At 70.7% G+C, this 25,120-nt stretch carries 19 protein-coding genes; 9 read left to right on the top strand and 10 right to left on the bottom strand.

Going from position 1 to position 25,120, the window contains the following annotated elements; translation table 11 throughout:
• Window positions 1-20: 20 nt before the first annotated feature.
• The 3 genes from D892_RS0136965 to D892_RS0136955 form a co-directional block, all read right to left on the bottom strand.
• On the bottom strand, window positions 21-713 hold the full coding sequence (locus D892_RS0136965; RefSeq protein WP_024806076.1) for a PhzF family phenazine biosynthesis protein: 693 nt from the start codon (window positions 711-713) through the stop codon (window positions 21-23).
• Between the two features lie 151 nt (window positions 714-864).
• Window positions 865-1,404, bottom strand: a complete 540-nt coding sequence (locus D892_RS0136960; protein WP_024806075.1) for a carboxymuconolactone decarboxylase family protein — start codon at window positions 1,402-1,404, stop codon at window positions 865-867.
• A gap of 23 nt (window positions 1,405-1,427) precedes the next feature.
• Window positions 1,428-2,015 (bottom strand): peroxiredoxin, encoded by a 588-nt coding sequence (locus tag D892_RS0136955; RefSeq protein WP_024806074.1) that lies wholly within the window; start codon window positions 2,013-2,015, stop codon window positions 1,428-1,430.
• Window positions 2,016-2,125: 110 nt separating this feature from the next.
• Between D892_RS0136955 and D892_RS0136950 the strand changes: the two genes are divergently transcribed.
• From D892_RS0136950 to D892_RS43070, 3 genes are all read left to right on the top strand, one after another.
• A complete protein-coding gene (locus tag D892_RS0136950; RefSeq protein ID WP_024806073.1) occupies window positions 2,126-3,034 on the top strand; it encodes a hydrogen peroxide-inducible genes activator in 909 nt (302 codons plus the stop codon).
• 71 nt (window positions 3,035-3,105) lie between these two features.
• Window positions 3,106-3,900 carry an MBL fold metallo-hydrolase gene (locus D892_RS0136945; protein ID WP_024806072.1) on the top strand — a complete coding sequence of 265 codons (795 nt, stop codon included), beginning with the start codon at window positions 3,106-3,108 and terminating at the stop codon, window positions 3,898-3,900.
• 510 nt (window positions 3,901-4,410) lie between these two features.
• On the top strand, window positions 4,411-4,872 hold the full coding sequence (locus D892_RS43070) for a gamma-glutamylcyclotransferase family protein (RefSeq protein ID WP_156959860.1): 462 nt from the start codon (window positions 4,411-4,413) through the stop codon (window positions 4,870-4,872).
• Between the two features lie 436 nt (window positions 4,873-5,308).
• Here D892_RS43070 and D892_RS0136930 read toward each other — a convergent pair whose 3' ends face one another.
• From D892_RS0136930 to D892_RS0136910, 5 genes are all read right to left on the bottom strand, one after another.
• Entirely contained in the window at window positions 5,309-5,728 is a 420-nt protein-coding gene (locus tag D892_RS0136930) for a hypothetical protein (protein ID WP_024806070.1), read from the bottom strand.
• Window positions 5,729-5,940: 212 nt separating this feature from the next.
• A complete protein-coding gene (speD, locus tag D892_RS0136925) occupies window positions 5,941-7,152 on the bottom strand; it encodes an adenosylmethionine decarboxylase (RefSeq protein ID WP_024806069.1) in 1,212 nt (403 codons plus the stop codon).
• Window positions 7,153-7,161: 9 nt separating this feature from the next.
• Window positions 7,162-8,295 (bottom strand): type III PLP-dependent enzyme, encoded by a 1,134-nt coding sequence (locus tag D892_RS0136920; protein ID WP_156959859.1) that lies wholly within the window; start codon window positions 8,293-8,295, stop codon window positions 7,162-7,164.
• Between the two features lie 228 nt (window positions 8,296-8,523).
• Window positions 8,524-11,031 (bottom strand): RNA helicase, encoded by a 2,508-nt coding sequence (locus D892_RS0136915; protein ID WP_024806067.1) that lies wholly within the window; start codon window positions 11,029-11,031, stop codon window positions 8,524-8,526.
• 59 nt (window positions 11,032-11,090) lie between these two features.
• Window positions 11,091-12,044: a PAC2 family protein gene (locus D892_RS0136910; protein WP_024806066.1), complete on the bottom strand. Its 954-nt coding sequence runs from the start codon at window positions 12,042-12,044 to the stop codon at window positions 11,091-11,093.
• A gap of 292 nt (window positions 12,045-12,336) precedes the next feature.
• Here D892_RS0136910 and D892_RS0136905 point away from each other — a divergent pair, with 292 nt between their 5' ends.
• The 3 genes from D892_RS0136905 (at window position 12,337) to D892_RS0136895 (ending at window position 15,608) form a co-directional block, all read left to right on the top strand.
• The gene (locus D892_RS0136905) at window positions 12,337-13,065 is read left to right on the top strand and encodes a DUF5642 family protein (protein ID WP_024806065.1); all 729 of its coding nucleotides are present in this window, start codon (window positions 12,337-12,339) and stop codon (window positions 13,063-13,065) included.
• A gap of 103 nt (window positions 13,066-13,168) precedes the next feature.
• A complete protein-coding gene (locus tag D892_RS0136900) occupies window positions 13,169-14,101 on the top strand; it encodes an aldo/keto reductase (RefSeq protein ID WP_024806064.1) in 933 nt (310 codons plus the stop codon).
• 223 nt (window positions 14,102-14,324) lie between these two features.
• Window positions 14,325-15,608, top strand: a complete 1,284-nt coding sequence (locus D892_RS0136895; protein ID WP_024806063.1) for a DUF4192 domain-containing protein — start codon at window positions 14,325-14,327, stop codon at window positions 15,606-15,608.
• Window positions 15,609-15,650: 42 nt separating this feature from the next.
• On the opposite strand, the gene galE is transcribed toward D892_RS0136895, so the two are convergent.
• Together galE and D892_RS0136885 are read right to left on the bottom strand one after the other, a co-directional pair.
• Window positions 15,651-16,631 carry a UDP-glucose 4-epimerase GalE gene (gene galE / locus D892_RS0136890; protein WP_024806062.1) on the bottom strand — a complete coding sequence of 327 codons (981 nt, stop codon included), beginning with the start codon at window positions 16,629-16,631 and terminating at the stop codon, window positions 15,651-15,653.
• Window positions 16,632-16,634: 3 nt separating this feature from the next.
• The gene (locus tag D892_RS0136885; protein WP_024806061.1) at window positions 16,635-17,321 is read right to left on the bottom strand and encodes a metal-dependent transcriptional regulator; all 687 of its coding nucleotides are present in this window, start codon (window positions 17,319-17,321) and stop codon (window positions 16,635-16,637) included.
• A 261-nt stretch (window positions 17,322-17,582) separates the two neighbouring features.
• On the opposite strand from D892_RS0136885, the gene D892_RS0136880 reads away from it, so the two are divergent.
• The 3 genes from D892_RS0136880 (at window position 17,583) to ppc (ending at window position 24,848) form a co-directional block, all read left to right on the top strand.
• Window positions 17,583-18,815, top strand: coding sequence for an acetoin utilization protein AcuC (locus D892_RS0136880; RefSeq protein WP_024806060.1), 1,233 nt, complete (start codon window positions 17,583-17,585; stop codon window positions 18,813-18,815).
• A gap of 238 nt (window positions 18,816-19,053) precedes the next feature.
• A complete protein-coding gene (locus D892_RS0136875) occupies window positions 19,054-21,675 on the top strand; it encodes a GNAT family N-acetyltransferase (RefSeq protein WP_084161939.1) in 2,622 nt (873 codons plus the stop codon).
• Window positions 21,676-21,953: 278 nt separating this feature from the next.
• The gene (gene ppc / locus D892_RS0136870) at window positions 21,954-24,848 is read left to right on the top strand and encodes a phosphoenolpyruvate carboxylase (protein ID WP_024806058.1); all 2,895 of its coding nucleotides are present in this window, start codon (window positions 21,954-21,956) and stop codon (window positions 24,846-24,848) included.
• The last annotated feature ends 272 nt before the right edge of the window (window positions 24,849-25,120 follow it).

The following is a 25,120-nucleotide window of genomic DNA, read 5'->3' as shown; positions in this document are numbered from 1 at the left end:
ATCGTTACGCGACGGGCCGGTCAGACGACGACGGCTCGATCGGCGACCGTGCGGCCGCCCAGGCGCACCCACCCGTCGGAATTCCATTCGGTGAACAGCTGGGAGCCTTCGCCCTGGGTGATGATCAACCCGCGGCGCAACCGTGCGGTGAGGGCGATGGCGGCGGCGCCGGTGGCCTCGTCCTCGGCAACACCCATGGCGGGGGCGAACATTCGGGTGCGCACCGCGCCGCGGGCCTCGTCGGTCCAGGCCCAGACGTAGTGCTGGCCGTCGGGGAAGTCGGCCGGGTCCAGCGTCGCGATGAGCCCGGCCTCGTCGAACTCGTGAAAGGCGAACACCGGGGCCCATTCCGCGCGGGCCTCGACCCAGGTCATGCCGTTCACCGGCGCCACCGCGACCGGGCCGGCCGGCACCCGGAGCACCTCGACCGGCGTGCCCTGTTCGGACAGCCACCACGCGGTGCCGACGGTCGGATGACCGGCGAAGGGCAGCTCGACGGCCGGGGTGTAGATCCGCATTCGTGCCGTGCCCTCGTCGGGTTGTTCGACGACGACGGTCTCGCTGTATCCGGCCCGTGCCGCCAGCGCCTGATGGTCGACATCGACGACGTCGCCCGCGCGGGCGATGCCCAGCGGATTGCCGAACCGGCCCGTCGCATCGGTGAAGACCCGAACCACCTCGATCTGCGTGCCGTCGCTCTCGAGTCCGCCCATGGTGGTTCAGCCTACGCGCGGCGGAACGCACGATCCGCCACGCGGGTGCGCAACCGCCGCACGGCCGAGTGTGATCGCGGCACGGATGTTCGCCGCACACGAAAGTGCCCCGCCCCGAACGTTTGTCGGGGCGGGGCACCGGTATACCGAATCAGACGGCGGCCGTGGCCAGCGCCTCGGTGGACTGCACCGCCTGGCCGACACCGGCGACGATGGCGGCCACCCGCAGCGCCTCGAAGATCGCCTCGCGCGACACGCCCGCCTCGCGCAGCGTGTGCTCGTGCGCCTCCAGGCAGTGCTGGCAGCCGTTGATCGACGACACCGCGAACGACCACAGTTCGAAGTCGGCCTTGTCGACACCCGGATTGCCGATGATCTGCATGCGCAGCCCGGCCCGCAGATCGTCGTAGCGGCCCTCCAGGAATGCCCGGCCCCGGTAGAACACGTTGTTCATGCCCATGATCGAGGCAGCGCCGAGGGCGGCGTTGTACGCCTCCGCCGACAGCGTGTCGGCGGCCTCGTCCGCGATCTCGCGCAGCGTGGTGGCCGAGCGGGTGGCGGCGGCGGTAGCCAGCAGGGTTCCCCACAGCTGCTGCTCGTTCAGCACGGTGGACCGCGCGATGGACGAGAGGTTGAGCTTGAGGTCCTTGGCGTACTCGGGAAGGGAGTTCTTCAGATTCTCGACGGTCACAGCCGGGACGTTCCTTTCGGCTCTCAGACGCTCGCGGCCAGCAGCTCGCCGGCGTCGATGGTCGGGTCACCCTTCTTCCAGTTGCAGGCGCACAACTCGTCGGACTGCAGCGCGTCCAGCACGCGCAGCACCTCGTCGACGTTGCGGCCCACGGAACCGGCGGTGACCGACACGAACTGGATCTCGTTGTTCGGGTCGACGATGAAGGTGGCGCGGTCGGCGACGCCGTCGGCGTTCAGCACGCCGGTGGCGGCGACCAGCTCGCGCTTGAGGTCCGACAGCATCGGGAACGGCAGGGTCTTCAGGTCCTCGTGCTGGGCCCGCCACTGGAAGTGCACGAACTCGTTGTCGACCGAGGCGCCGAGCACCTGGGCGTCGCGGTCGGCGAACTCGTCGTTCAGCTTGCCGAACGCGGCGATCTCGGTCGGGCACACGAAGGTGAAGTCCTTCGGCCAGAAGAACACGATGCGCCACTTGCCCGCGTAATCGTCGCTGGAGACCTGGGTGAAGTAATCGTCGGGCTGCTGAGCGTTCACCTTGGACAGATCGCCACCGATCACCGCGGTCAGGTTGTAGGCGGGGAACTGGTCGCCGATGGTCAGCAGGGCCATGCTTTCTCCTTCTTCGTTTGTCTTCGGATTGCCGTGCGAAGTGTTCACTGTCGATCTTGCCCGGACGCCGGTAAAAGGTAAAGGTGATCAGTTGCACTACACTGATAGGCGTGACTGATCAGACTTATCAGCCCACCCTGTCACAGCTGCGTGCGTTCGTGGCGATCGCGGAGTATCGCCATTTCGGCACCGCGGCCGCCCGGCTGTCTGTGAGCCAACCCACGTTATCGCAGGCGTTGGCATCACTGGAAAACGGCCTGAGACTGCAGCTGATCGAGCGCAGCACGCGCCGGGTCCTGGTGACCTCGGCGGGGAAAAAGCTACTGCCGCAAGCGATGGCGACGCTCGAGGCGGCCGACCGGTTCGTGGCGTCGGCCTCCGGCGGCGGGCTCGGCGGCACGCTGCGGCTCGGCCTGATCCCCACGGTCGCCCCGTATGTGCTGCCCACCCTGCTGCCGGAACTGCGCCGGCGGTTGCCCACGCTGGTGCCGCACGTGATCGAGGATCAGACCGCCCGCCTGCTGGACGGGCTGCGCACCGGCATGCTGGACGTCGCGCTGATGGCGCTGCCCAGCGAGGCCGCCGGGCTCGTCGAGATACCGCTCTACACCGAGGAATTCGTGCTGGTCACACCGCACGGACACGAACTGTCGGGGCGGCGCGACGTGGCCCCGTCGGCGCTGGAGGATCTGCCCCTGCTGCTGCTCGACGAGGGGCACTGCCTGCGCGACCAGACCCTGGAGCTGTGCCGGTCGCAGGACGTGCGGCCGAGCCCGGTCGGCGACACCCGTGCGGCCTCGCTGTCCACCGTGGTGCAGTGCGTGGCCGGTGGGCTGGGCGTGAGCCTCATCCCCGAGATGGCGGTGGCGGCCGAAACCGCGCGCGGGACATTGGATATCGCGCGCTTCGCCCAGCCGGCGCCGGGGCGCGCGCTGGGGCTGGTGTTCCGCGCGTCGACCGCGCGCAGCGAGGACTACGAGCAACTGGCGGAGATCATTCGCAGCCGCCGCCCGTTGTGAATCCGCACCCTTGCCGGGCCGGCGCCGCCACCCCGATTGACCAGCCGGTGACCGTCTGCGAATCTCTTGACGTGCGGATTCATCATCTCAACTGCGGCAGCATGGGAATGGGTACGGTCGATCACTGCCTGCTCATCGAGACCAGGACCGGTTTGGTGCTGGTGGACACCGGGTTCGGGCTCGACAGCGTCCGCGACCCGGGGCGTCTGGTGGGTCCGGTCCGGCACCTGCTGGGCGCGAAGTTCGCCGAGCACGAGACCGCGGTCCGGCAGATCCAGGGGCTCGGTTACAACCCGGCCGACGTGCGGCACATCGTGCTCACCCACCTGGACCTCGACCACGCCGGCGGGCTGGCCGACTTCCCGGAGGCGACGGTGCATGTGCACGGGCCGGAGTTCCGCGCCGCGACCGCGGGCCGCACGACGGTGGAGCGGATGCGGTACCGGGCGGCGCAGTGGGCGCACGGCCCGCGGTGGATGGTGAACGAATTGGACGGCGGCGAGGAATGGTTCGGGTTCCGCGCGGTGCGCGATCTGCCGGGTCTGCCGCCGGAGATCGTGGTGGTCCCGCTCGCCGGGCACACCCGCGGGCACGTCGGGGTCGCGGTGGATACCGGCAGCGGCTGGCTGCTGCACGCTGGCGATGCCTTCTACCTCGACAGCGAGATCTTTCCGGCCCGGCCGCACACCCCGCTGTTCTGGCAGCTGTACGAGCTGAACGCGGTCGTGCAGGGGGCTTATCGCGAGAATCGGCGCAGGCTGGTGGAACTCAACCGCGCGCACGGACAGGAGATCACCATCTTCTGCGCGCACGATCCGAATGCGTTCGAGCGGCTGTCGGCGTCGACGGTGCGGCCGGCGGGGTGAGCCGGTCCGGCGAGGTGCCGACGCTCTCGAATCGGCCGGGTGATCCGGGTAGCGGCTCGTGCGGCCGGTACGGGTGACAGGCTACTGTCGTTGTGGCGGGTTCCGCTGTCGCACAACGATTTCGGTATGGAACCGGCGTTTCCCGGCTCCGGCGTGGTAATTGTTCTGCGGTCTTGACGTCGGCACCGGGACCGGCAGAGGGATTCGAGAGAAACGACGCGGAGGCCGTCAGCAATCGGTCAGCGCTCTCGTTCCGGTGCCGGCGGCGGGAGTGTGGGCGCAGTGCCCGGTTCGCCCCGGTTTCCGCCCGGCGCCACTTCTCCGCGACGTCTCTGGAACGGGTCCTATAAGGCATCGCATGCCGAGGTGAGCGAGTTCACGCCCCGGAGTGCCTTGGCGGTACAGGCTGATTCGGCACAGTGGATACATGTATCGCGTGTGCGGGACGAGGAGTTCGTCGAGGGACGTGGCAATAACGCAGCGAACAGATGTTCCGGTGTGGAGGGCGGCGTGAGCGCCGGGCCGGTTCCGGCGGCGGGGCGGTTCGAGCGCCTCGAGAGCGTCGGCGAGCGCCTGTTCGTGTACGGCACTCTGCAATTCGCGCCGGTTCTGGAGGAATTGCTCGGCCGCACACCGGATTCCGACTTCGCCGTGGCCCGCGGCCGGCGGGTGGCGGCACTGCCGGGGCGGCTGTATCCGGGGCTGGTGGCGCAGCCCGGCCGGATGGCCGCCGGCCTGATCCTGAACGGGCTGACCCGGGCCGAGTGGGAAGTGATCGACGCCTTCGAGGACGACGAATACGAACTGCACCGGATCCCGCTGATCGGCCGGGACGAACCGGTCCCCGCCTATGTCTGGACCGCCGAGGTCGCCCGGAACGACTGGAACGCAGAGGTGTTCGCCACCGATCACCTGGACCGCTATGTGGCGCGATTCGCCCGCCGGCCGGGCGATCGGGGCGCCGACCGATGAGCCGCGCCGCACGCTCCGCCGTCTCGCACCGGGCGGGCCGCCTCACCCCGGGAGCGCACACCAGCCGAACGGGTCAGCCGGGCGGGTCTCGCCGCGCCGAGACTTTCACCGTCGCATAACCTGGCGGCCATATCGGCCGTGCATGCTTGCGCCTTCTCCCAACCCGGAAGGCGAGCAGCACATGGAGCTCTTGGAAGTGGTCGCGACGATTTTCAGCACGGCCATGGCCGCCCTCAGCGGCAGCGCGGGCTGAGCGTTCGCGGCATGTGGTCGGTCCGCCCCGGCGGGCGGACCGACGCATACATCGACGAACTGCTCGAACGTGTACGCCCGCAGGCGGTGTGCTCGGCGACGACATGAGCGGCGCGAAATCTCGCGTGCCCCGGACGACGGGACCGGTTCGTAGGCGGGACCGCGGCGCGCAGGGATATCCGGCTCAGCGGCGGGTCAACCAGACCGCCGCGAGTGGGTAGGGAGCGATGATCGGCGTTCCGGCGACATTCAGCGTGCCCGACCACAGGCCCTGCCGCGGGTCGATGTCGTGCAGATCCAGCCCGATCGGGACGAAATCGAACGTCACATAGGTTTCGTCGGGGCCCACCGGGGTCTGGTGCCCGGACCGCGCGGACGTTCCGCAGACCAGCATGGTGGTCGTCCCGTCGACGAAGACCTGCAGGTCGCAGTTCTCGAGGGGGGAGGGGAGGACGTTCGAGGGACCGCGGCCGATGTGGTAGGTCCCGGGCGGGATGACGCCGTTGCGCGGGAATTCCGGGTCGTCCGCCGCGGCGGTGGCGGGGATCGCGCCGACGACGGCGGCCGCGAGCGCGGCCGCAGCGGCGAGGTGGCGAATATTCACGGAACGAGTGTCGTCGATTCCCTCCGGCTCGTTTCGCCACCACGCCGGTATCGGGTATTTCGGGTACTCGGGCCAGGGCCGGCCGGCGAGGGCGTATTGGCGGTGGCTCTGCCGTGTGTGCCGGTGCGGGACGGCGAAACGCCCGCCCGGAGAAGCCCTCCGGGCGGGCGCGGCGCGTGATCGGTGCTGCTGTATTCGGCGGGGCCGCGGAGTCAACCGGCGCCGAGCCGCAGCGCATGCGGCTCGATGGCGCCGCGGACCAGGGCCCGCTCGTCGATCGTCTCGGCCCGGTAGGGCAGTCGCGACAGCCGGTCGGTCATCACCGCGACCGGATCGGCGATCGGCTGCGCGACACCGAACAGGAACGTCCACTCGTGTTCGTCGGAGCCGTAAGGCACGACGGTGTCGAACAGATCGTGGAAGCGCTGCCACGACCGCTTCAGGGTTTCGTTGCGCCACATGGTCGCACAGCCCGCCTGCGCCGCCAGCACGCCGCCGTCGGACAGCAGCGCCCGGCATCGGGTGAGGAACTCCTCCTCGTACAGGCGGTTGTGCTGGGCGTCGTCGACGCGCTCGTCGGGCAGGTCGATGACGATGACGTCGTAGCGCACGCCCTCGCTCTCGGCCTTGCCCAGGAAGTCCCAGCCGTCGGCGTAGTGCAGCCGGATCGGCCCGGCGCCGGCCACGGCCTCGGCCAGTTCGGCCTCGGTGTAGCCGTAGGGCAGATGCTTCGCGCACAGCTCCACCTCGAGCTGGTCGATGTCGACGTGATCGACCCGGGATGCCCCCGCCGCCACCGACATCCGGCTGGCGACACCCTCGCCGGAGCCGATGATCAGGACGTTGTCCAGCCGGGCCGCCAGCGCGTACGCCGGAACCAGCATCGCCTCGTGATAGGTCAGCTGGGAGAACTCCGTCGATTGGCGATCGTCGTCGGAGAACAACGAGACACCCTGATCGGTGCGCGCGATCACCATGTGCTGGAACGGAGTTCGGGTGTCGACCAGAACGTCCGACAGATCCCAGACGCGGGTGAGCCCCGCGCCCACCGGTTCGTGGATACGCCGCGCGGAGTGCCCGCGCTGGATCACCTCGGTATGAATCGTCTCGGGGGACAACGCTTCTGCCAGCAGATCGACTGCCCGGGTGGCGCCCGCACCGATACTGCCGCAGGTGAACACGTCGACGAAGATGTCACCCGACTCCGGGTAGGTGTGGATCGACGCGTGCGACTCCGACAGCAGTGCCAGCACGGTGACACCCATCGGCTCGAACTTCTTGTGCACCACATCGCAGATCGTCACGCCGGCGGCGACCAACGATTTTCGAAGCGCTGCTTCGAGTTGTTCGCGATCGTCGCACAGTCCTGCGTCGACACCACCGAACTCGGCCAGCACGTGCCAGCCGGTGAATTCTGCCGTCATGGGCCAAACTCACTCTCGCTCAGCGCCGATGACATGAACAGTCAAAGGCGGAAAACCGTTGAAGGACACCGACGAATAGCTCGCCGTATAAGCACCGGTATCGAGGATCCGAACGGGATCACCGGCACGCAACGTGGTCGGAAGGAGGACCCGTGTGCGTTCGTAGAGTACATCGTCTCCGTCGCAGGTCGGACCGGCGATCACCGCCTCGTCGGACGGGTCGCCGTCGCGCGAGGTCTCGATCCGGTAGGCGATGTACTCGTTCTCGGTCTCGGCCATGCCGTTGTAGCGGCCGATATCGAGGTATACCCAGCGCCGCCCGTCCGGCGCGATGCGCACGTTGACGACCTCGGCGTGCACGACCCCGGCGCTGCCCACCAGGGCGCGGCCGGGCTCCACCACCAGGTCGGTGTGCGCCGGGAGATGGCGCGCCGTCGCCTCGGCGATCACCGCGCCCAGTTCGGACAGCTCCGGTGCCGGATCGGCGTACGAAATCGGCAGTCCGCCACCGATATTCACCGATCGCACCGGAATGTCCTTGACCGCCAGCGCTTCCGCGATGGCGCCCGCCTGCTCGATGCCGATCTGCCACGCCGCCGGATCCAGCTGTTGCGAGCCGACATGGAAATACGGCCCCACCGGCAGCAGCCCGAGATCGCGGGCGCGCACCAGCAGCCGCACCGCCTCGCCGGGCGCGCAGCCGAACTTGCTGCCGAACGGCGTGCGCGACTGCGGCGCCGAGGCCAGGAAGCGGCATTCCACCTCCGACCCGGGGGCGTGTTCGGCGATGCGGTCCAGGTCGTCCTCGGTGTCGAAGGCGAACCGGCGCACTCCCGCGCTGTGCGCGGCGGCGATATGGCTCGCCTTCTTGATGGGATTGCCGTAGCACAGCACGGCCGGGTCGACGCCCAGGCTCAGGCACTGCTCGATCTCGCCGATGCTGGCGACGTCGAACTCGGCGCCCTCCGAGGCCAGTAGCCGGATGATCTCCGGCATCGGAGATGCCTTGACCGCGAACCGAATTCGGGTGGGGAGGCCGCCGTCCGGTCCGCCCAGCGCCGATCGGAGGGTGTGATGGTTCTCGCGCACCCGGGTGAGGTCGATGACGAGACGAGGTGATTCGGGCGCGTGTGATTCGAACAATCTAAGGGGACTCACTTTCTTCCGGGCAGCCTCCCGCTGCGGGCAGCGAGCGAGAGAGTATCAGCGGGATGCCGCGGAAAACGAACCGGATTTACGTCGTATTGATCACTGGTCAACGGGTCGTGGAGCCTACCGGCCGGACCGTCACCGTCCCGGCCTACGCCGGGACCCGGGCGGGTCTTCGGAACAGCGGCCGCGACCGGTTCGCGGCACGCCCGGCGGGGCCGATCATCCCGCCGTCACCGTGACCTCGTCGAACACCACCTCGCCGGCGGCATCGGATTCGGCCAGATCCACGATCGCGTCGACGGACCAGCCGTGGTCCCCGGCCGGGTCGTCGAGTACCTGGCGCACATGCCAGAAGCCGCGGCGCTGGTCGAGCTGGAACAGTCGCGGTCCGCGTGCGTTCGGCCCGGTGCCGATCTCGCCGTATTCGGCGAAGTACGGCGCGAGATCGTGTTCCCAGTCCGGGCCGTCGCCCAGATCGTCGAGCGCTTGCCAGCGCCGCAGCGCCGCCATCTCGACGCGGCGGAACAGGGCATTGCGCACCATGACCCGGAAGGCCCGCTCGTTGGCCGAGATCGGCCGCACGGTCTCCGCGCCGAACGCCAGCTGTTCGGCGTCGGTCTCCGCGCCCGGATCGGTCAGTTGCTCCCACTCGTCGAGCAGGCTCGAATCCACCTGCCGCACCAGCTCGCCCAGCCACTCGGTGAGATCGTCGAGCTCCTCGGTGCGCGCGGACTCCGGGACGGTGCGGCGCAGCGCGCGATAGCCGTCGGCGAGGTAGCGCAGCACCGTGCCCTCCGAGCGGGCCAGCTCGTACTCGCTGATCAACTCGGCGAAAGTCATTGAGCGCTCGATCATTTCGCGCACCACCGACTTCGGTGCCGGGCTGAACTCCGATACCCAGGGATGGCCCGCGCGGTAGGTCTCGAAGGCCGGTTCGATCAGCTCGGCGAGCGGTTTCGGCCAGGTGATGTCCTCGATGAGCTCCATGCGCTCGTCGTAGTCGATGCCGTCGGCCTTCATCTCGCCGATGGCCGCGCCGCGCGCCTTGTGCTGCTGGGCGAGCAGCAACTGGCGCGGGTCCTCCAGCGTGGACTCGATGATGGACACCACATCCAGTGTGTAAGTCGGCGCCTCGGTGTCAAGTAGTTCCAGCGCGGCCAGGGCGAACGGGGACAGCGGCTGGTCGAGGGCGAAGTCGCGCTGCAGATTGATGGTCAGTCGCGCGCGGCGGCCGAACTCGTCCGGCTCGTCGAGCTGCTGGACCACGCCGGCGTCGCGCAGCGCGCGATACAGCCGGATCGCCTTCAGGATGTGTTTGCGCTGCGCGGGCCGCGGCTCGTGATTGTCCTCGAGCAGATGCCGGGTCGCGTCGAAGCAATTGCCCGGGCGGGCAATGATATTGAGCAGCAGCGCGTTGGTGACCCGGAACCGCGACACCATGGGTTCGGGCGCCGCGGAGATCAGCCGGTCGAAGGTGTCCTCGGACCAGGACACGAACCCCTCGGGCGGCTTGCGGCGCTGCACCCTGCGCTGCTTCTTCGGATCGTCGCCGGCCTTGGCGAGCATCCGGGCGTTCTCGATCTCGTGCTCGGGCGCCTGCACCACGACGGTGCCGGTGGTGTCGTATCCGGCGCGCCCGGCCCGGCCGGCGATCTGGTGGAACTCGCGGGCCTTGAGCCGCCGGGTGCGCACGCCGTCGTACTTGGTGAGCCCGGTGAGCAGCACGGTGCGGATCGGCACGTTGATGCCGACGCCGAGGGTGTCGGTGCCGCACACGACCTTCAGCAGCCCCTCCTGGGCGAGGCGTTCCACCAGGCGGCGGTACTTGGGCAGCATGCCGGCGTGATGGACCCCGATACCGTGCCTGATCAGCCGCGACAGCGTCTTGCCGAAGCCGCTGGAGAACCGGAACGCGCCGATCGCGTCGGCGATCGCGGACTTCTCGTCCTTGCTCGCGAAGTTGACGCTGGTCAGCGCCTGCGCCCGTTCCAGCGCGGCGGCCTGGGTGAAATGCACGACGTAGACGGGGGACTGGTGGGTGGTGACCAGTTCCTCGAGGGTTTCGGTGATCGGCGTGCGCCGGTACGAGAACGTCAGCGGCACAGGACGTTCCGAGCCCGCGACGATCGCGGTCGCACGGCCGGTGCGGCGCTCGAGGTCGCGAGCGAAGAAATCGACCTCGCCCAGCGTCGCCGACATCAGCAGGAACTGCGCCTTCGGCAACTCCAGCAGCGGCACCTGCCAGGCCCAACCGCGGTCCGGGTCGGCGTAGAAGTGGAACTCGTCCATCACGACCTGGCCGACGTCGGCGGCCGCGCCCTCGCGCAGCGCCAGGTTGGCCAGGATCTCCGCCGTGGCGCAGATGATCGGCGCGGTCGGGTTCACGGCGGCGTCGCCGGTCACCATGCCCACCCGGTCGGCGCCGAACACCTCGCACAGCGCGAAGAATTTCTCGCTGACCAGCGCCTTGATGGGCGCCGTGTAGTAGCTGCGCTGCCCGCGCTGGAGGGCGGCGAAGTGCGCGCCCAGCGCCACCATCGACTTCCCGGATCCGGTGGGCGTCGCGAGGATGACGTTGGCGCCCGTCATCAGCTCGAGCAGCGCCTCCTCCTGCGCCGGATACAGCGTCAGCCCCTGATCGACGGTCCATTCGGCGAAGGTTTCGTACAGCCAGTCCGCGTCGACGTCGGGCACGACACGGTCGGGGATGAGGTCGGACAGCTGCACGTGCCCCAACGTTACCGGGCCGGGCCGGGCCTTCCGCAAATTGAGACCGTACGGCCGCGCTACTTCAGGTCGCCACCCTCGGGCCCGTCGGCGTCGCCGAAGCCGGACTGCTCGGCGAGAAAGCGCTCGAACTCGGCGCCCAGCTCGTCGCCGGTCGGCAGGTCGGCGTCGCGGGCGAGCAGGCTGGACTGCCGCTCCTGCGCGGTGACGAAGCTGTCGTACTGCCGCTCCAGGGCGTTCACCACCGTCTCCACCTCGGTGTTTCCGGCGATATGGTCGTTGACCTGTTCGCGGACCCGGGCCGCGGATTCGACCAGCGCGGCCAGCGGCAGCTCCAGGTCGGCGTTCTCCGCGACGTTCTCCAGTAGGGTCTGCGCCGCCTCCGGATAGGAGGTCTGGGCCAGGTAGTGCGGCACGTGCACCGAGAATCCGAGCGATTCGTGGCCGTGCTGCGCCATTCGGTACTCCAGCAGCGACGACGCGCTGCCCGGCACCTGCAACTCGCCCGGCCAGCGCTGGTGCTCGCCGATCAGGTCCCGGTCGCTGGCGTGCGCGGTGACCCCGAGCGGGCGGGTGTGCGGGATCGCCATCGGGATCGCGGACAGCCCGATGGTGCGCCGCACGCCCAGCTGTTCGGCCAGTAAACGGGTGGCCGTCACGAACTTCTCCCATCGGAGGTCCGGTTCGATCCCGGCCAGCAGCAGGAACGGGGTGCCCGCGGTGTCGCGCAGGGCCCACAGGTTCAGTTCCGGATCGCTGTACTCGGAGAAATGGTCGGTCTTGAACGTCATCAGCGGGCGCCGCGACCGGTAGTCGACCAACTCGTCCACGTCGAACGAGGCGACCAGCTCCGATTCGAGGCTCTCGCGCAGATGCGTGGTGGCCAGGCGCACCGCGTGGCCGGCGTCGGTGAAGCCTTCCAACCCGTGCACCAGCACCGGACCAGCGCCGTCGGCGGACGACAGCTGTGGAGCGGGGAACTCCAGCTCGTACATTCGCGACTCGTAGTCCATCGCGTACTCCTTCCTGCGTGGCCCGCCCATATCCGCTCTGCCGGGTCCGTGATACCCGGCGGTCCCCGACGGAAAACCGTCGTCGCGGGGGTGTCGTCCGGGCTCGTCGGCACGGCCGGCGGCGGATGTGATGTCGCGAACCACCTTCATTGTCTCTCATATTCTTCGGAGGCCGCGCCGGGTGGGTACACACCGCTGTCCGGAACAACCGATCGGAGGTGGCACGCATTCCCGTTTTCACATTCGGCGTGGCAGTCCCGGCGAACCACCGGCATTCGGCATAGTGACAAGCGTGATCGTGCCGGACTCGCCGGGCCCGCGGCCGCATTCCGACCGTCGTGCGGCCGTGCGCGCGCTCGGTGCGCTGCTGGTGGCGGGGCTGCTGGCGGGGTGCGGATCGACCGTGGCGGGGCATCCGACGGCGGCGCGGCAGACCGCGATCACCCGCCGGATCGGTGTGCCGCTGGCGGATCTGCTGCCCGGTCCGGATCGGTTTCCGGCGCGGTACGCGGCCGTGGTGCTGTCGCCCGAGCAGGCCCGCCGGGCCGCGGCCGACCTGGCGGGCGTGCCACCCGGTGCGCAGGCCGATCCCGCGGAATGCGTTCCGCCGCAACGGGGTTTCGACACCGACCGGACGGCCGTCGTGGTGGGCACCGACGACGGCGCCCGTGCCACCCTCACCGTCGAGCTGAGCCGCGCCGAGGAGCCGCTGGCCCGGCTGCGGGAGCAGCTGCGCGGCTGCGAACTGGTCCGGGTGCAGCACGGCCCGGTGGCCAATGCGGTTGTCACCCAGCTGGATCCGCCGCCGTCGGTGGATGCCGACGACGCGCTGGCGCTGCACCGCACGGTATCCGGTCCGGTGAGCGGCCCGGGGCTCACCCAGTCGATGCACACCGAGCTGGCACAGATCGGCGACGTGCGGATCAACGCGACCTACCTGAGCTTCGACGGCCGCGCCCCCGACGGTGCCGCGCTGGCGGGCGTGTTCGGCGCCGCGGTCGACAATGTGCGGAAGAGCTGACCGGGCACGGAAGAGCCGAAAGGCCCACGGGCGCGGTCGTTCTCCCCGATTCCGGTGCTCGCCTCGCGCGGCCCCGGCGAGCGTGGGGGGTAGGTTCGGGATCATGGCGAAACTTGGTACCACGGCCCTGGACGTGTTTCCCCTGTGCCTCGGCGGCAACGTCTTCGGCTGGACCGCGGACCGGCCGGAATCCTTCGCGGTGCTGGACGCCTACGCCGCGGCCGGTGGGAACTTCATCGACACCGCCGACGTGTATTCCGCGTGGGTGCCGGGCAACGGCGGCGGCGAGTCGGAGACCATCCTCGGCGAGTGGATGGCCGCGCGCGGCAACCGCGAGAGCGTCGTGATCGCGACGAAGGGCAGCCAGCTCGCCCCCTTCGACGGCCTGTCCGCCAAGGCGATTCGCGGCGCGGCCGAGGCGTCGCTGCGGCGGCTGGGCACCGACCACATCGATCTCTACTACGCGCATCGCGACCACGGGCGAACACCGGTGGCCGAGACCGTCGCCGCCTACGACGAGCTGGTGCGCGCGGGCAAGGTGCGGTACGTGGCCGTCTCGAACATGCCCGCCGACCGGATCCGCGAATCGCTGGCGCTGTCCGAACGGGAGGGCCTGGCCCGGTACGCGGCCGTTCAGCCGCTCTACAACCTGATGGAACGCACCGGTTTCGAGCGTGACGTCCTGCCGCTGGCGGAGGCGGAGGGGCTGGCGACCGTGCCCTATTACGCGCTGGCCAAGGGTTTCCTGACCGGCAAGTACCGGCCGGGTGTCGAGGTGGACAGCGCGCGGGCGCCGGGCGCGGCCGCCTACCTCGACGAGCGGGGGGTGCGGGTGCTGGCCGCATTGGACCGCGTCGCCGCCGCACACGGCGTTCCGGTCGCCGCGGTGGCCCTGGCCTGGCTCGCCGCGCGGCCCACCGTCGCCGCCCCGATCGCCAGCGCCCGGACCCCGGAACAACTCGCCGACCTGCTGCCGGTGGGGGAACTGCGGCTGTCGGACGAGGACGTGTCGGCGCTGACGGCCGCCTCGGACTGAGCGGAACGCACCGGCTGTGTCGCGGGGGCGTTGCCGGTATCACGCAGGGGCACGCACGGCCCGCCCGGACGATAACAGGCCGGTGTGACGCTCGTCGTGTGCCGACGGGCCGCATCCGCGGCGGTTTCCACAGCGCGAAAGTTGTCCCCAGGGCACGGGCCGGGCGGTAAAAGCCCAGGTCGGTGGTCGGGGGCCGGCGGTGGGGCGGAGCAGGCTGTGCGGCATGACGATTCCCGCAGAACCCGCACCTGCCGCCGACGATCCTCGGCACGGAGATCAGCGACGAGAGGCCCCGTGGCCGGGCGGCGACGACCCGGGGCCGCGTGCGCACAGTCGGCCCGCCGGTCCCGAACACGAGCCCGCGGACGGCCGTGCCGCTCCGGACTGCCCTGCCTCGGACGAGCCGCCCTGGATCGGCCAGGGACTGCGTATCGATGCGCCCGCCGAGTTCATCGCGGCGGTGCCCGCGCTGCTGGGATTCGTGCCGCATCGCTCGCTGGTCGCCTGCCTGCTGCGAGAGGTGCCCGACCGCCCCGGTTCGGTATTTCTCGGCGCGCTGGCGCGACACGACCTGGACGCGCACGGATGCGGAGTCTGGGTGCGCTCGGCCGGGCATCTGGCCGCGCTCTGCGCACACGAGGACGCGGTCGGTGTTCTCGTGCTGATCGTGGACGATCGAGCCGGCGCACCGCGTGCCGGGCGGCCCGGTGCGCGGGCGGCCCGGCACCGCGACCTCGTCGGCGTTCTCGGCGGTGCCCTGCGTGCCGAGGGCGTGGAACTCGCCGATGCCTGGGCGGTGCGCGAGATCGCCGCCGAGGCGCCGTGGTGGGATCTGCTCGAGCCCGGCTCCGTCGGTCGGCAGCGCGATCCGTCGGCCTCGCCGATCGCCCTGGCGCAGGTGCTCGACGGCCGTCCGATCCGGGCCAGCCGGGCCGAGATGACCGTGCTGCTCGAGGTCGACCCGGATTCCCGCGAGGCCGTGGCGGCGGTGCTGGACGAGGTCTGTGCGGCCGCGCGGGAGCGTTACCGGCAGGCGGTGTGCCGCTGCGATCCGACCTCCTACAGCCGTGCGGCCCTGGACCTGGTGCTGCGGCGAGTCGCGGAGGTCGGCTCCGACGACGGTATCGAGCCGGTCGATCTCGCGGAAGTCGCCGTCGCGCTGCGCGATTCGACGGTGCGCGACGCGATGTTCGCGCTCGCCCTGGGCGACCGCGCCGCCCCGGCCGAGGTGCTGTGGTCGTTGCTGTGCCGATCGCTGACCGGATCCGACCGTGCCGAGGCCGCCACCCTGCTCGGCTACAGCGCCTATGTCAATGGCGACGGCCCGTTCGCCGGCGTGGCTCTCGAGGCCGCTCTGGAGGCCGACCCGCGGCACGGCATCGCCGAACTGCTGGACACCGCGCTGCGCACCGGAATGCCACCGAGCGAGGTGCGCAAACTGGGGCTGAGCGGGCGCACCCGGGCGGCCGGGCTGGGCGTGGAGATCGCGATCGGTCCGGCGCGGTGAGCGATGCGCACCGATGCGGCTCCGCTCCGGCGCGCTGTGCGGCTACCGCGCGCTGTGTGCCCGATCGCCGAGCGATTGCAGGAACTGCCAGGCGTCGGAGACGATCTCGTCCAGATCGTTGTGCCGCGGCCTCCAGCCGAGTTCGGCGACGGCGCGCTCGCTGGAGGCGATGAGCACGGCCGGATCGCCCGCCCGGCGCGGCGCGTCCACCGACGGAATCGGGCGCTGGGTGACCCGTTCGCACGCCGAGATCACCTCGCGCACCGAGAAACCGGTGCCGCTGCCCAGATTGACGATGCGGTGCTCGCCCGGCCGCGAATCGGCCAGCGCCAGCAGGTGCGCCTGCGCCAGGTCGAGGATGTGGATGTAGTCGCGGACCGCGGTGCCGTCGGGCGTCGGGTAATCGGTGCCGAAGACCGAGATCGACTCCCGGTGCCCGAGAGCGGTCTGCAGTATCAGGGGGATGAGATGCGTTTCCACCACACGGTTCTCGCCGAATCCGCCGTAGGCGCCGGCGACGTTGAAATAGCGCAGGCTGGTCGCGGCCAGGCCGTGCGCCACCGCATAGGAGGTGATGGCGTGGTCGATGGCCAGCTTCGACGCGCCGTACGGGTTGGTCGGCCCGGTGGGGGCATCCTCGGTGATCGGGACCTGTTCCGGCTGGCCGTATACCGCCGCCGTCGAGGAGAACACCAGCCGCGGAGTTCCGGCGCGGCGGATGGCCTCCAACAGGGCCAGCGTCTTCACGACATTGCCGTGCCAGTACTTCTCCGGTTGCTGCACCGACTCGCCGACCAGCGACTGCGCGGCGAAATGCAGGACGCCGTCGAAGTTCTCGGCCTCGATCAGCTCGACCCCGACGGTGGCGATATCGCCGTCGACGAACTTCCCGCCGCTGGGGACCCCGTCGGCATTGCCGGTGGACAGATCGTCGACCACGACCACGTCGTGGCCGTCCTCGAGCAGCACCTGCGCGCACACCCCGCCGACGTAGCCGGCGCCACCCGTCACCAGAAGTTTCATTCCTCAGACCAGCTTCACCTGGACGGCGTGGGCCATCTCGTCGGACAGTTCGAAGGCCTCGTGACCGGGCACCGAGATCATCACCAGGCCCGGCCTCGTCTCCACCGTCACGCGCGCGTCGGGCACCACGCCCGCCTCGCGGAGCTGGCCGATGACGTCGGGATCGGTCTGGATATGTTCCGACAGCCGCCGGACCACCACGGCCGACACCTGGCCGGCCGGCAGCTCCGACAGCCGGACCAGCTTCTCGTCGTCGGACGTCAGCGGTATCACGCCCAGTTCGTCCAGGCCAGGGATCGGGTTGCCGTAGGGGGAGGTGGTGGGGTTGTTGAGCACCTCGACCAGGCGGCGTTCCACGTCCTCGCTCATCACGTGTTCCCAGCGGCAGGCCTCGGCGTGCACGTTCTGCCAGTCCAGCCCGATCACGTCGACCAGCAGCCGCTCGGCCAGGCGGTGCTTGCGCATCACCGCGACGGCCATGGCACGGCCCTTCTCGGTCAGCTCGAGGTGGCGGTCGCCGGCGACTGCCAGCAGCCCGTCGCGCTCCATCCGGGCGACCGTCTGGCTCACCGTCGGGCCGCTCTGCTCGAGACGTTCGGCGATCCGGGCGCGCAGGGGCGTGACGCCTTCCTCCTCGAGGTCGTAGATGGTACGGAGATACATCTCCGTAGTGTCGACCAGATCCTTCACTGTTACCCCTTCGTCGGCACGATTCTACCCACGCGCGGCTGCGATACCGTGCGCCAGCATATTGGGCTCGTCCCGCGGAAACTCGGAGGACACCGGGCGTGCCCTCGGTGTGTGCCCTGGTTGCGCGCCGACAGTGGCGCGCCCGCACTATCAAGCATTTCTATCGCATGGGAACGCGAAAATGTGGTCGTTCCTTCCCCACCTCCGGTTTCTCGTCCGCGGCGGGGTTCGGTGGGGCCGAGGTGCATTAGCGTGGCAGCCATGGCACGCGACGCCGCCGTGGTGTGGACCGACCGTTTCCTGGACTACAGCTGGACCCCGGAGCACCCGATGAAGCCGGCCCGGCTGCGCTTCACCATGGCACTGGCCCGCGCCCTGGGGCTGCTGGAGGGGGTCGAGACGCTGGCACCGGACCCGGCCGGCGAGGCCGACCTGCTGCGCATCCACACCCCCGCCTATCTCGAGGCGGTCCGGCACGCCGAACCGCCGGCGCCGGGTGCGGCCCCGCCCGTGGCGCCGCCGTTCGGCCTGGGATCGACCGACAACCCGGTGTTTCCGCGTATGCACGAGGCGGCGTCGGTGGTCGTCGGCGGCACCCTGGCCGCGGCCGGTGAGATCGCCGCCGGCCGCACCCTGCGGGCGGTGAGCATCGGCGGTGGCATGCATCACGCGATGCCCGCCGCGGCGGCCGGGTTCTGCGTGTACAACGATGTGGCCGTGGCCATCTCGTGGCTGCTCGACCACGGGTTCGACCGCATCGCCTACGTCGACGTCGACGTCCATCACGGCGACGGGGTGCAGCGCGCCTTCTACGCCGACCCGCGCGTGCTGACCGTCTCGATCCACCAGCATCCGGCCACGCTGTGGCCGAACACCGGCTGGCCGGAGGAGACCGGTTCCGGCGCGGCCGAGGGCACCGCGCTCAACCTGGCGATGCTGCCGGGCACCCGGGACTCCCAGTGGCTGCGCGGTTTTCACGCCGTGGTCCCGGGCGCACTGGCCGCCTTCCGGCCGCAGGTGCTGATCAGCCAGTGCGGCGTCGACACCCACCGTGAGGACCCGCTGGCCGACCTGGACCTGACCGTCGACGGTCAGCGCGCCGCGTTCGCGGCTGTGCGTGATCTCGCCGACCGGTACGCCGAGGGCCGCTGGCTGGCCGTCGGCGGGGGCGGCTACGGACTGGTGCGGGTGGTGCCGCGGGCCTGGACACATCTGCTGTCGACCGTCCTGGACCGCGACATCGATCCGGCCACGGAGATACCGGCCGACTGGTCGGAGCAGGTACGGGCGTACGCGCCCGCGGTGCGGCCGCCGTCGACGATGGGCGACGGGGGCGACACCGCGTTCGCCCCCTGGGACGGTCCGGGCGGCACCCGCGAGACCGGGGACGAGCGTGTCGATCGGGCGCAGCGCGCGGTCGACACGTCCGTGCTGGCCACGCGCCGAGCGAGTTTCGGGTTGCTGGGACTGGATCCGGAGGACCCACGTGACTGAATCCGATCGACCCGCCGAACCCGGGAGGCCGACCCCGCCCTCGCCCGGCGGCGGGTCGCCGTCCGATCCGGACACCTCTCGCCGGGATTCGGATTCGCGGGAGAACACGAACTCCGAACCGGGCGGAGCCTCGACCGGCCCCGGCGGCCCGTCCTCGCCGACGCCGGGGAACGGCGCGCAGTGGGGCCCCGACACGCCGCAGCACCCGCCGCCGCCACCGCAGCACTGGTTCGCCGACGTGCTGGCGTCGGACGGCGGGGTGGTGCGGCTGCGGCCGATCACCCCCGACGATGCCGGGGCCCTGGAGCGATTCCACGGCCGGCTGTCCGATCGCACCCGGTACCTGCGCTACTTTGGCCCGTATCCGCGCATGACGTCGAAGGACCTGTACCGCACCACGCACGTGGACTATCGCGATCGGGTCGGGCTGGTGATCGCGCTCGGCGAGGTGATCCTGGCGGTCGGCCGCTACGAGCTGCTGTCGGACCGATCCGGTCCGCGCGCGGCCGAGGTGGCATTCGTGGTCGCCGACGAACATCAGGGTCGCGGGCTGGGCTCGATCCTGCTGGAGCACTTGGCCGGTGCGGCCGCCGAGAACGCCATCGAGACCTTCGTCGCGGAGGTGCTGGCGGAGAATCACGCCATGGTGACGGTGTTCCGCGACGCCGGTTACCAGGTGCAGCGCAGCCGCGACGGATCGGTCCTGCATCTCGAGTTCGCCATCGACCCCACCGAGGCCCTGCTGTCGGTGCGCGACTCCCGCGAGCGCGCTTCCGAGGCCCGCAGCGTCGGGAACCTGCTGAGCCCGGGGTCGGTGGCGGTCATCGGCGCCACCCCGTCCGCGGGCCGGGTCGGCGGCGCGGTGCTGGCCAATCTGCTGTCGGGGGTGTTCCAGGGGCCGGTGTTCCCGGTCAACCCGAATCGCGATTCGGTGCGAGGGGTGCGCGCCTACGCCACGGTGCGCGACATCCCCGACGAGGTGGACCTGGCGGTGGTGGCGGTGCCGGCCACCGAGATCCAGTCCGTCCTCGACGACTGTATGGCCAAGGGCGTCAAGGGCCTGGTGGTGCTGACCTCCGGATTCTCCGAGACCGGTCCGGCCGGATACGCCGCCGAGCGGGATCTGGTCGACGCGGTGCGCGGGCACGGCATGCGCGTGGTCGGCCCGAGCGCGCTCGGCGTCGCCAACACCGATCCGGCGGTGTCGCTGAACGCCACCCTGGCGTCGGTGCTGCCCGGCCGCGGGCGGGTCGGCTTCTTCTGCCAGTCCGGGCCGCTCGGCGCGGCGATCCTGGGCGAGGCCGCCGCGCGCAAGCTCGGCCTGTCCACCTTCGTATCCGCGGGCAACCGGGCCGACGTGTCGGGCAACGACCTGCTGCAGTACTGGGACACCGATCCGGACACCGATGTGGTGCTGTTGTACCTGGAGACCTTCGGCAACCCGCGCAAGTTCTCCCGCATCGCGCGGCGGATGGCGCGCACGAAACCGATCGTCGTGGTGAGCAGCGGCCGCAACGCGACGCGCACCGTGCCGGTGAGCGCGCTGGAGCGCTCGGTGGAACGAGACCTGTTCGCGCAGGCGGGAATCGTGCAGGTCGACACCATTTCGGAGCTGTTCGACTGCGCGATGCTGCTGGCCTATCAGCCGTTGCCGGCCGGTCCGCGGCTGGCGGTGATCGGCAACAGCGCCGCACTGGGCTGGCTGGCGGTCGACGCGGCTCGCGGCGAGGGACTGACCGTGGCCGAGCCGATCGATCTGGGCCCGCAGGCCGATCCCGCCGACTTCCTGGCCGCCCTCGCCGGCGCCATGGATTCGCCCGAGGCCGACGCGGTGATCGTGATCTTCGCGCCGCCGGTCCCGGTGTCGGTGGCGGCGTTCGCGGAGGCGATCCGCAGCGGTGCGGAGGCGGCGACGAAACCGGTGCTGACGACGTTCGTGGCCGATCTCGGCATGCCCAATCTGCTGACCGTGCGCGGCCCCGGCGGCGTCGTCGGGCGGGGGTCGATCCCGTCGTATCCCGATCCCGAGCGGGCGGCCCGGGCGCTGGCGCGGGTGCGCCGCTATGCCGCCTGGCGCACCCGGCCGGCCTCGTCGACGGTGCGGCCCGCCGAGCCGGACACCGAGCGGGCGCGAAACCTGGTGGGGGAGTGGATGTCCCGAACGCCCGACGGCGCGTGGCTGGGCGATCTCGAGGCGGCGGACCTGCTGGCCTGCTACGGCATCCGGGTGGTGGAGTTCCGCGAGGTGCGCGACGCGGACGCGGCCGAGCGGGCGGCCGGGGAACTCGGCTATCCGGTGGCGGCGAAGGCGACCGGTGAGCTGTGGCGCAACCGGCCCGACCTGACCGGGGTGCGGCTGGATCTGTGGCGGCCCTCGGCGGTGCGCCGCGGCTATGCCGACCTGGCCGAGGTGTCGGGCAACGAGGTGGTGCACATCCAGCGCATGGCGACCAAGGGCGTGGGCTGCGTGCTGCGCGTGCAGGACGACCCGTCGTTCGGCTCGGTGATCAGTTTCGGCCTCTCCGGCACCATCATCGACCTGCTCGGCGACCGCGTGTACCGCGCGCTGCCGCTGACCGAGGCGGAATCGGTGGCTCTGCTCGAGGCCCCCCGCGCCGCCCCGCTGCTGGACGGCGAGACCGGCGTCCCCGGCAAGAGGATCGGCGAGCCGGTGAACAAGCCCGCCCTCGCCGAACTGGCACAACGCATCTCGGCCCTGTGCGACGACCTCCCCGAGATCCGCGAGCTGTCGGTCGAGCCGGTCCTGGCCTCCCCCCAGGGCGCCGCCATCCTCTACGCCAGGGTCCGTATCGGCCCGGAGCCCAGCCGCTTCGACATGGGCCCCCGCCGCATGGCTTGACCGTTGCCCGGCGGCGCGCCGCCACGACCGGTTCCGCGGGAACGAGGAGGTCTCGTGTCGGCCCTACCGGTGGGCTCCAGCGTGGGCGCGCTGGAATGACGGGGCAGTGGTCGACTGCGTGGGCGTTCGGTCGGGCCGGCCACAGGCGCGGAAACCGGGGCGGCCGTAGGGCGTGAGAAGCGCGGGCGGTCCCTCCCGCCGAGCGGGTGTGGCGGTTCACACGCCGTTCGGAGCGGCTGGGCGCTCGACGTGGCGGGCCGATGGCCGATACTGGCCTCATGCGCGAAGATCAGATCGAGGCCGCCACCGCGCCCCTGCGAGACGACATTCGCTTCCTGGGGGCGATCCTGGGTGAGACGATCCGCGACCACGAGGGCCCGGAGGTGTTCGACCTCATCGAGCGGGTGCGGGTCGAGGCGTTCCGGGTGCGCCGCTCCGAGGTCGAGCGCAGCGCCGTGGCGGATATGCTGCGCGACACCGACATTCACGTCGCCGTTCCGCTGATCCGGGCGTTCAGCCACTTCCTGCTGCTGGCCAATCTCGCCGAGGATCTGCAGCGCGATCGGCGGCGGGCCGTGCACGTGGCGGCGGGCGAGCCGCCGCAGGGTTCGAGCCTCGCGGCCACCTACCGCGCGCTGGACGCGGCCCGCCTGCGCGGTCGCGGCCCGGAGGAGGCAGCCCGCGTCACCACGCGGGGCGCCCGCTCGGGCGCCGCCGGATCCGGGCCCGGCGGCGCGGCGGTCGCCGACCTGCTCGGCGACGCGCTGGTGTCGCCCGTGATCACCGCGCATCCGACCGAGACGCGCCGGCGCACCGTCTTCGACGTGCAGGCCCGGATCACCGAGTTGATGCGCCGCCGCCAGCGCTACACGGAGTCCGAGCCGGAGTACGCCGACATCGACGTCCAGCTGCGCCGCCAGGTGCTCACGCTGTGGCGCACGGCGCTGATCAGGTTGGCGCGCTTGCGGATTCAGGACGAGATCGAGGTCGGCCTGCGCTACTACGATCTGACCCTGCTCGAGGTCATCCCGCGGATCAACGCCGAGGTGCGCGCCGCCCTGCGCGCCCGCTGGCCCGGCCACGACCTGCTGCGGCGGCCGATCCTGCGCCCCGGTTCGTGGATCGGCGGCGACCGCGACGGCAATCCGAACGTCACCGGCGAGGTGGTGCACCGCGCCACCCACCGCGCGGGCACGGTCGCGCTGGGACACTATCTGAAAGAGCTTGTCGGCCTGGAGAAGTCGCTGTCCCAGTCGGCGCGGCTGGTGCCGGTCACGCCGGAGCTGGCACGGCTGGCCGATGCCGGCTTCGACGAGTCGCCCCAGCGCGCCGACGAACCGTATCGCCGCGCGATCCGCGGCATCCGGGCGCGCCTGACGGCGACCGCGCTCAGGGCATTGGGCGAGGTTCCGGGGGAGGGCGTGGGCGCAGCCGCACCCGACGGTGCGGCCGATACGCAGCCCGGGCCCGACGGCTACCGCGGACCCGTCGCCCAGCCGTACGGATCCCCACGCGAGCTGCTCGACGATCTGGATATCGTCGACGCCGCCATGCGCGCCTCGGGCGACGGCCTGCTGGCCGACGACCGCCTGGCCGCCCTGCGCGGCGCGGTGGAGACGTTCGGTTTCCACCTGCAGGGCCTGGACATGCGCCAGAACTCGGAAATGCACGAACAGGTGGTCGCGGAGCTGTTCGCCTGGGCCGGTGTGCATTCCGACTACCCGAGCCTGTCCGAACCGCAGCGGATCGAGCTGCTGGCCGCGGAACTGTCCACCCGCCGCCCCCTGCTCGGGCCGGCCGCCCGGCTGAGCGAGTCGGCCACCAAGGAACTCGGCGTGCTGCGCGCCGCCAAGGCCGCGCTCGACGATCTCGGCCCCGACACCGTGCCCAACTACATCATCAGCATGTGCACCTCGGTCAGCGACATGCTGGAGGCGGCGCTGCTGCTGAAGGAGTCCGGCATCCTCGATCCCGGTGACGCCGACACCCCGCCGAGCAGTCCGGCGGGGGTGGTGCCGCTGTTCGAGACCATCGACGATCTGCGGCACGGCGCCCAGACCCTGGTCGCGGCGCTGGAGGTGCCCGTCTACCACCGGCTGGTCGCCGCGCGCGGCATGCAGCAGGAGGTCATGCTCGGCTATTCCGACTCCAACAAGGACGGCGGCTACCTGGCCGCCAACTGGGCGCTGTATCGCGCCGAGCTGGATCTGGTGGAGGCCGCGCGCAAGACCGGAATCCGGTTGCGGCTGTTCCACGGTCGCGGCGGCACCGTCGGCCGCGGCGGGGGCCGCAGCTACGACGCCATCCTCGCCCAGCCCGCCGGCGCGGTGCGCGGCGCGCTGCGCCTGACCGAACAGGGCGAGGTGATCTCCACCAAGTACGCCGACCCGGGTACCGCCCACCGCAACCTGGAGGCACTGGTCGCCGGCACCCTGGAATCGACGCTGCTGGACGTGGAGGGGCTGGGCGCCGACGCCGATCCCGCCTACGCCCTGTTCGACGAGCTGGCCGAGCTGGCGCGGCAGCAGTATGCGCGGTTGGTGCACGAGACGCCCGGATTCGTCGACTACTTCCGCGCCTCCACCCCGATCGCCGAGGTCGCCGACCTCAACCTGGGCAGCCGCCCCGCCTCGCGCAAGCCGACGAATTCGGTGAGCGACCTGCGCGCCATTCCATGGGTGATGGCGTGGAGCCAGTCGCGGGTCATGCTGCCCGGCTGGTACGGCACGGGTGCGGCCATCGAGCAGTGGGTGGGCGACGATCCGGGGCGCCTGGCCACGCTGTCCGGCCTGTACCGGCGCTGGCCGTTCTTCCGCACCGTGCTGTCGAATCTGGCGCAGGTCATGGCCAAGGCCGATATGGACATCGCCGCGCGCTACGCCGAGCTGGTCGGCGATACGACGTTGCGCGACACCATCTTCGGCATGATCCGCGACGAATACGACCGCACGGTCCGCATGCACGCCGCGATCACCGGCAGCGATCAGCTCCTCGCCGACAACCCGGCGCTGGCCGAATCCATCCGCAACCGCTTCCCCTACCTGGAACCGCTCAACCAGCTGCAGGTCGAACTGCTGCGCCGCCGCCGCGCGGGCGACGACTCCGAACTCGTCGAACGCGGCATCCTGCTCACCATGAACGGCCTGGCGACGGCACTGCGCAACTCCGGCTAGACCCGGCACCTCCGGTCGGTGCGCTCGGCAGCCGTGAAATCGGCTGTGCCGCCCGGCGACTGCTGTATTCGGCACTCACCCGACCGGAACGGCATACGAGGCGGGCGCGCATCATCCGGTGGCCGAAGGTCCGTTGTGAATCATGCGCGGCACGCGCGTTCGGTCCGTTCGGAGCCGGGGCGCAGTGACGGCCGTCGGCTGAGTCGACGAGCCCCGTGATAGGTAGGGAACTGCCTACGCTTGACGGGTAGGAATTTTCCTACGTATAGTGA

It is taken from the genome of Nocardia sp. BMG51109, assembly GCF_000526215.1.
GTDB lineage: Bacteria > Actinomycetota > Actinomycetes > Mycobacteriales > Mycobacteriaceae > Nocardia.
Note: the sequence above shows the minus strand (reverse complement) of the source record. Positions and strands in the feature narration are given on the sequence as shown.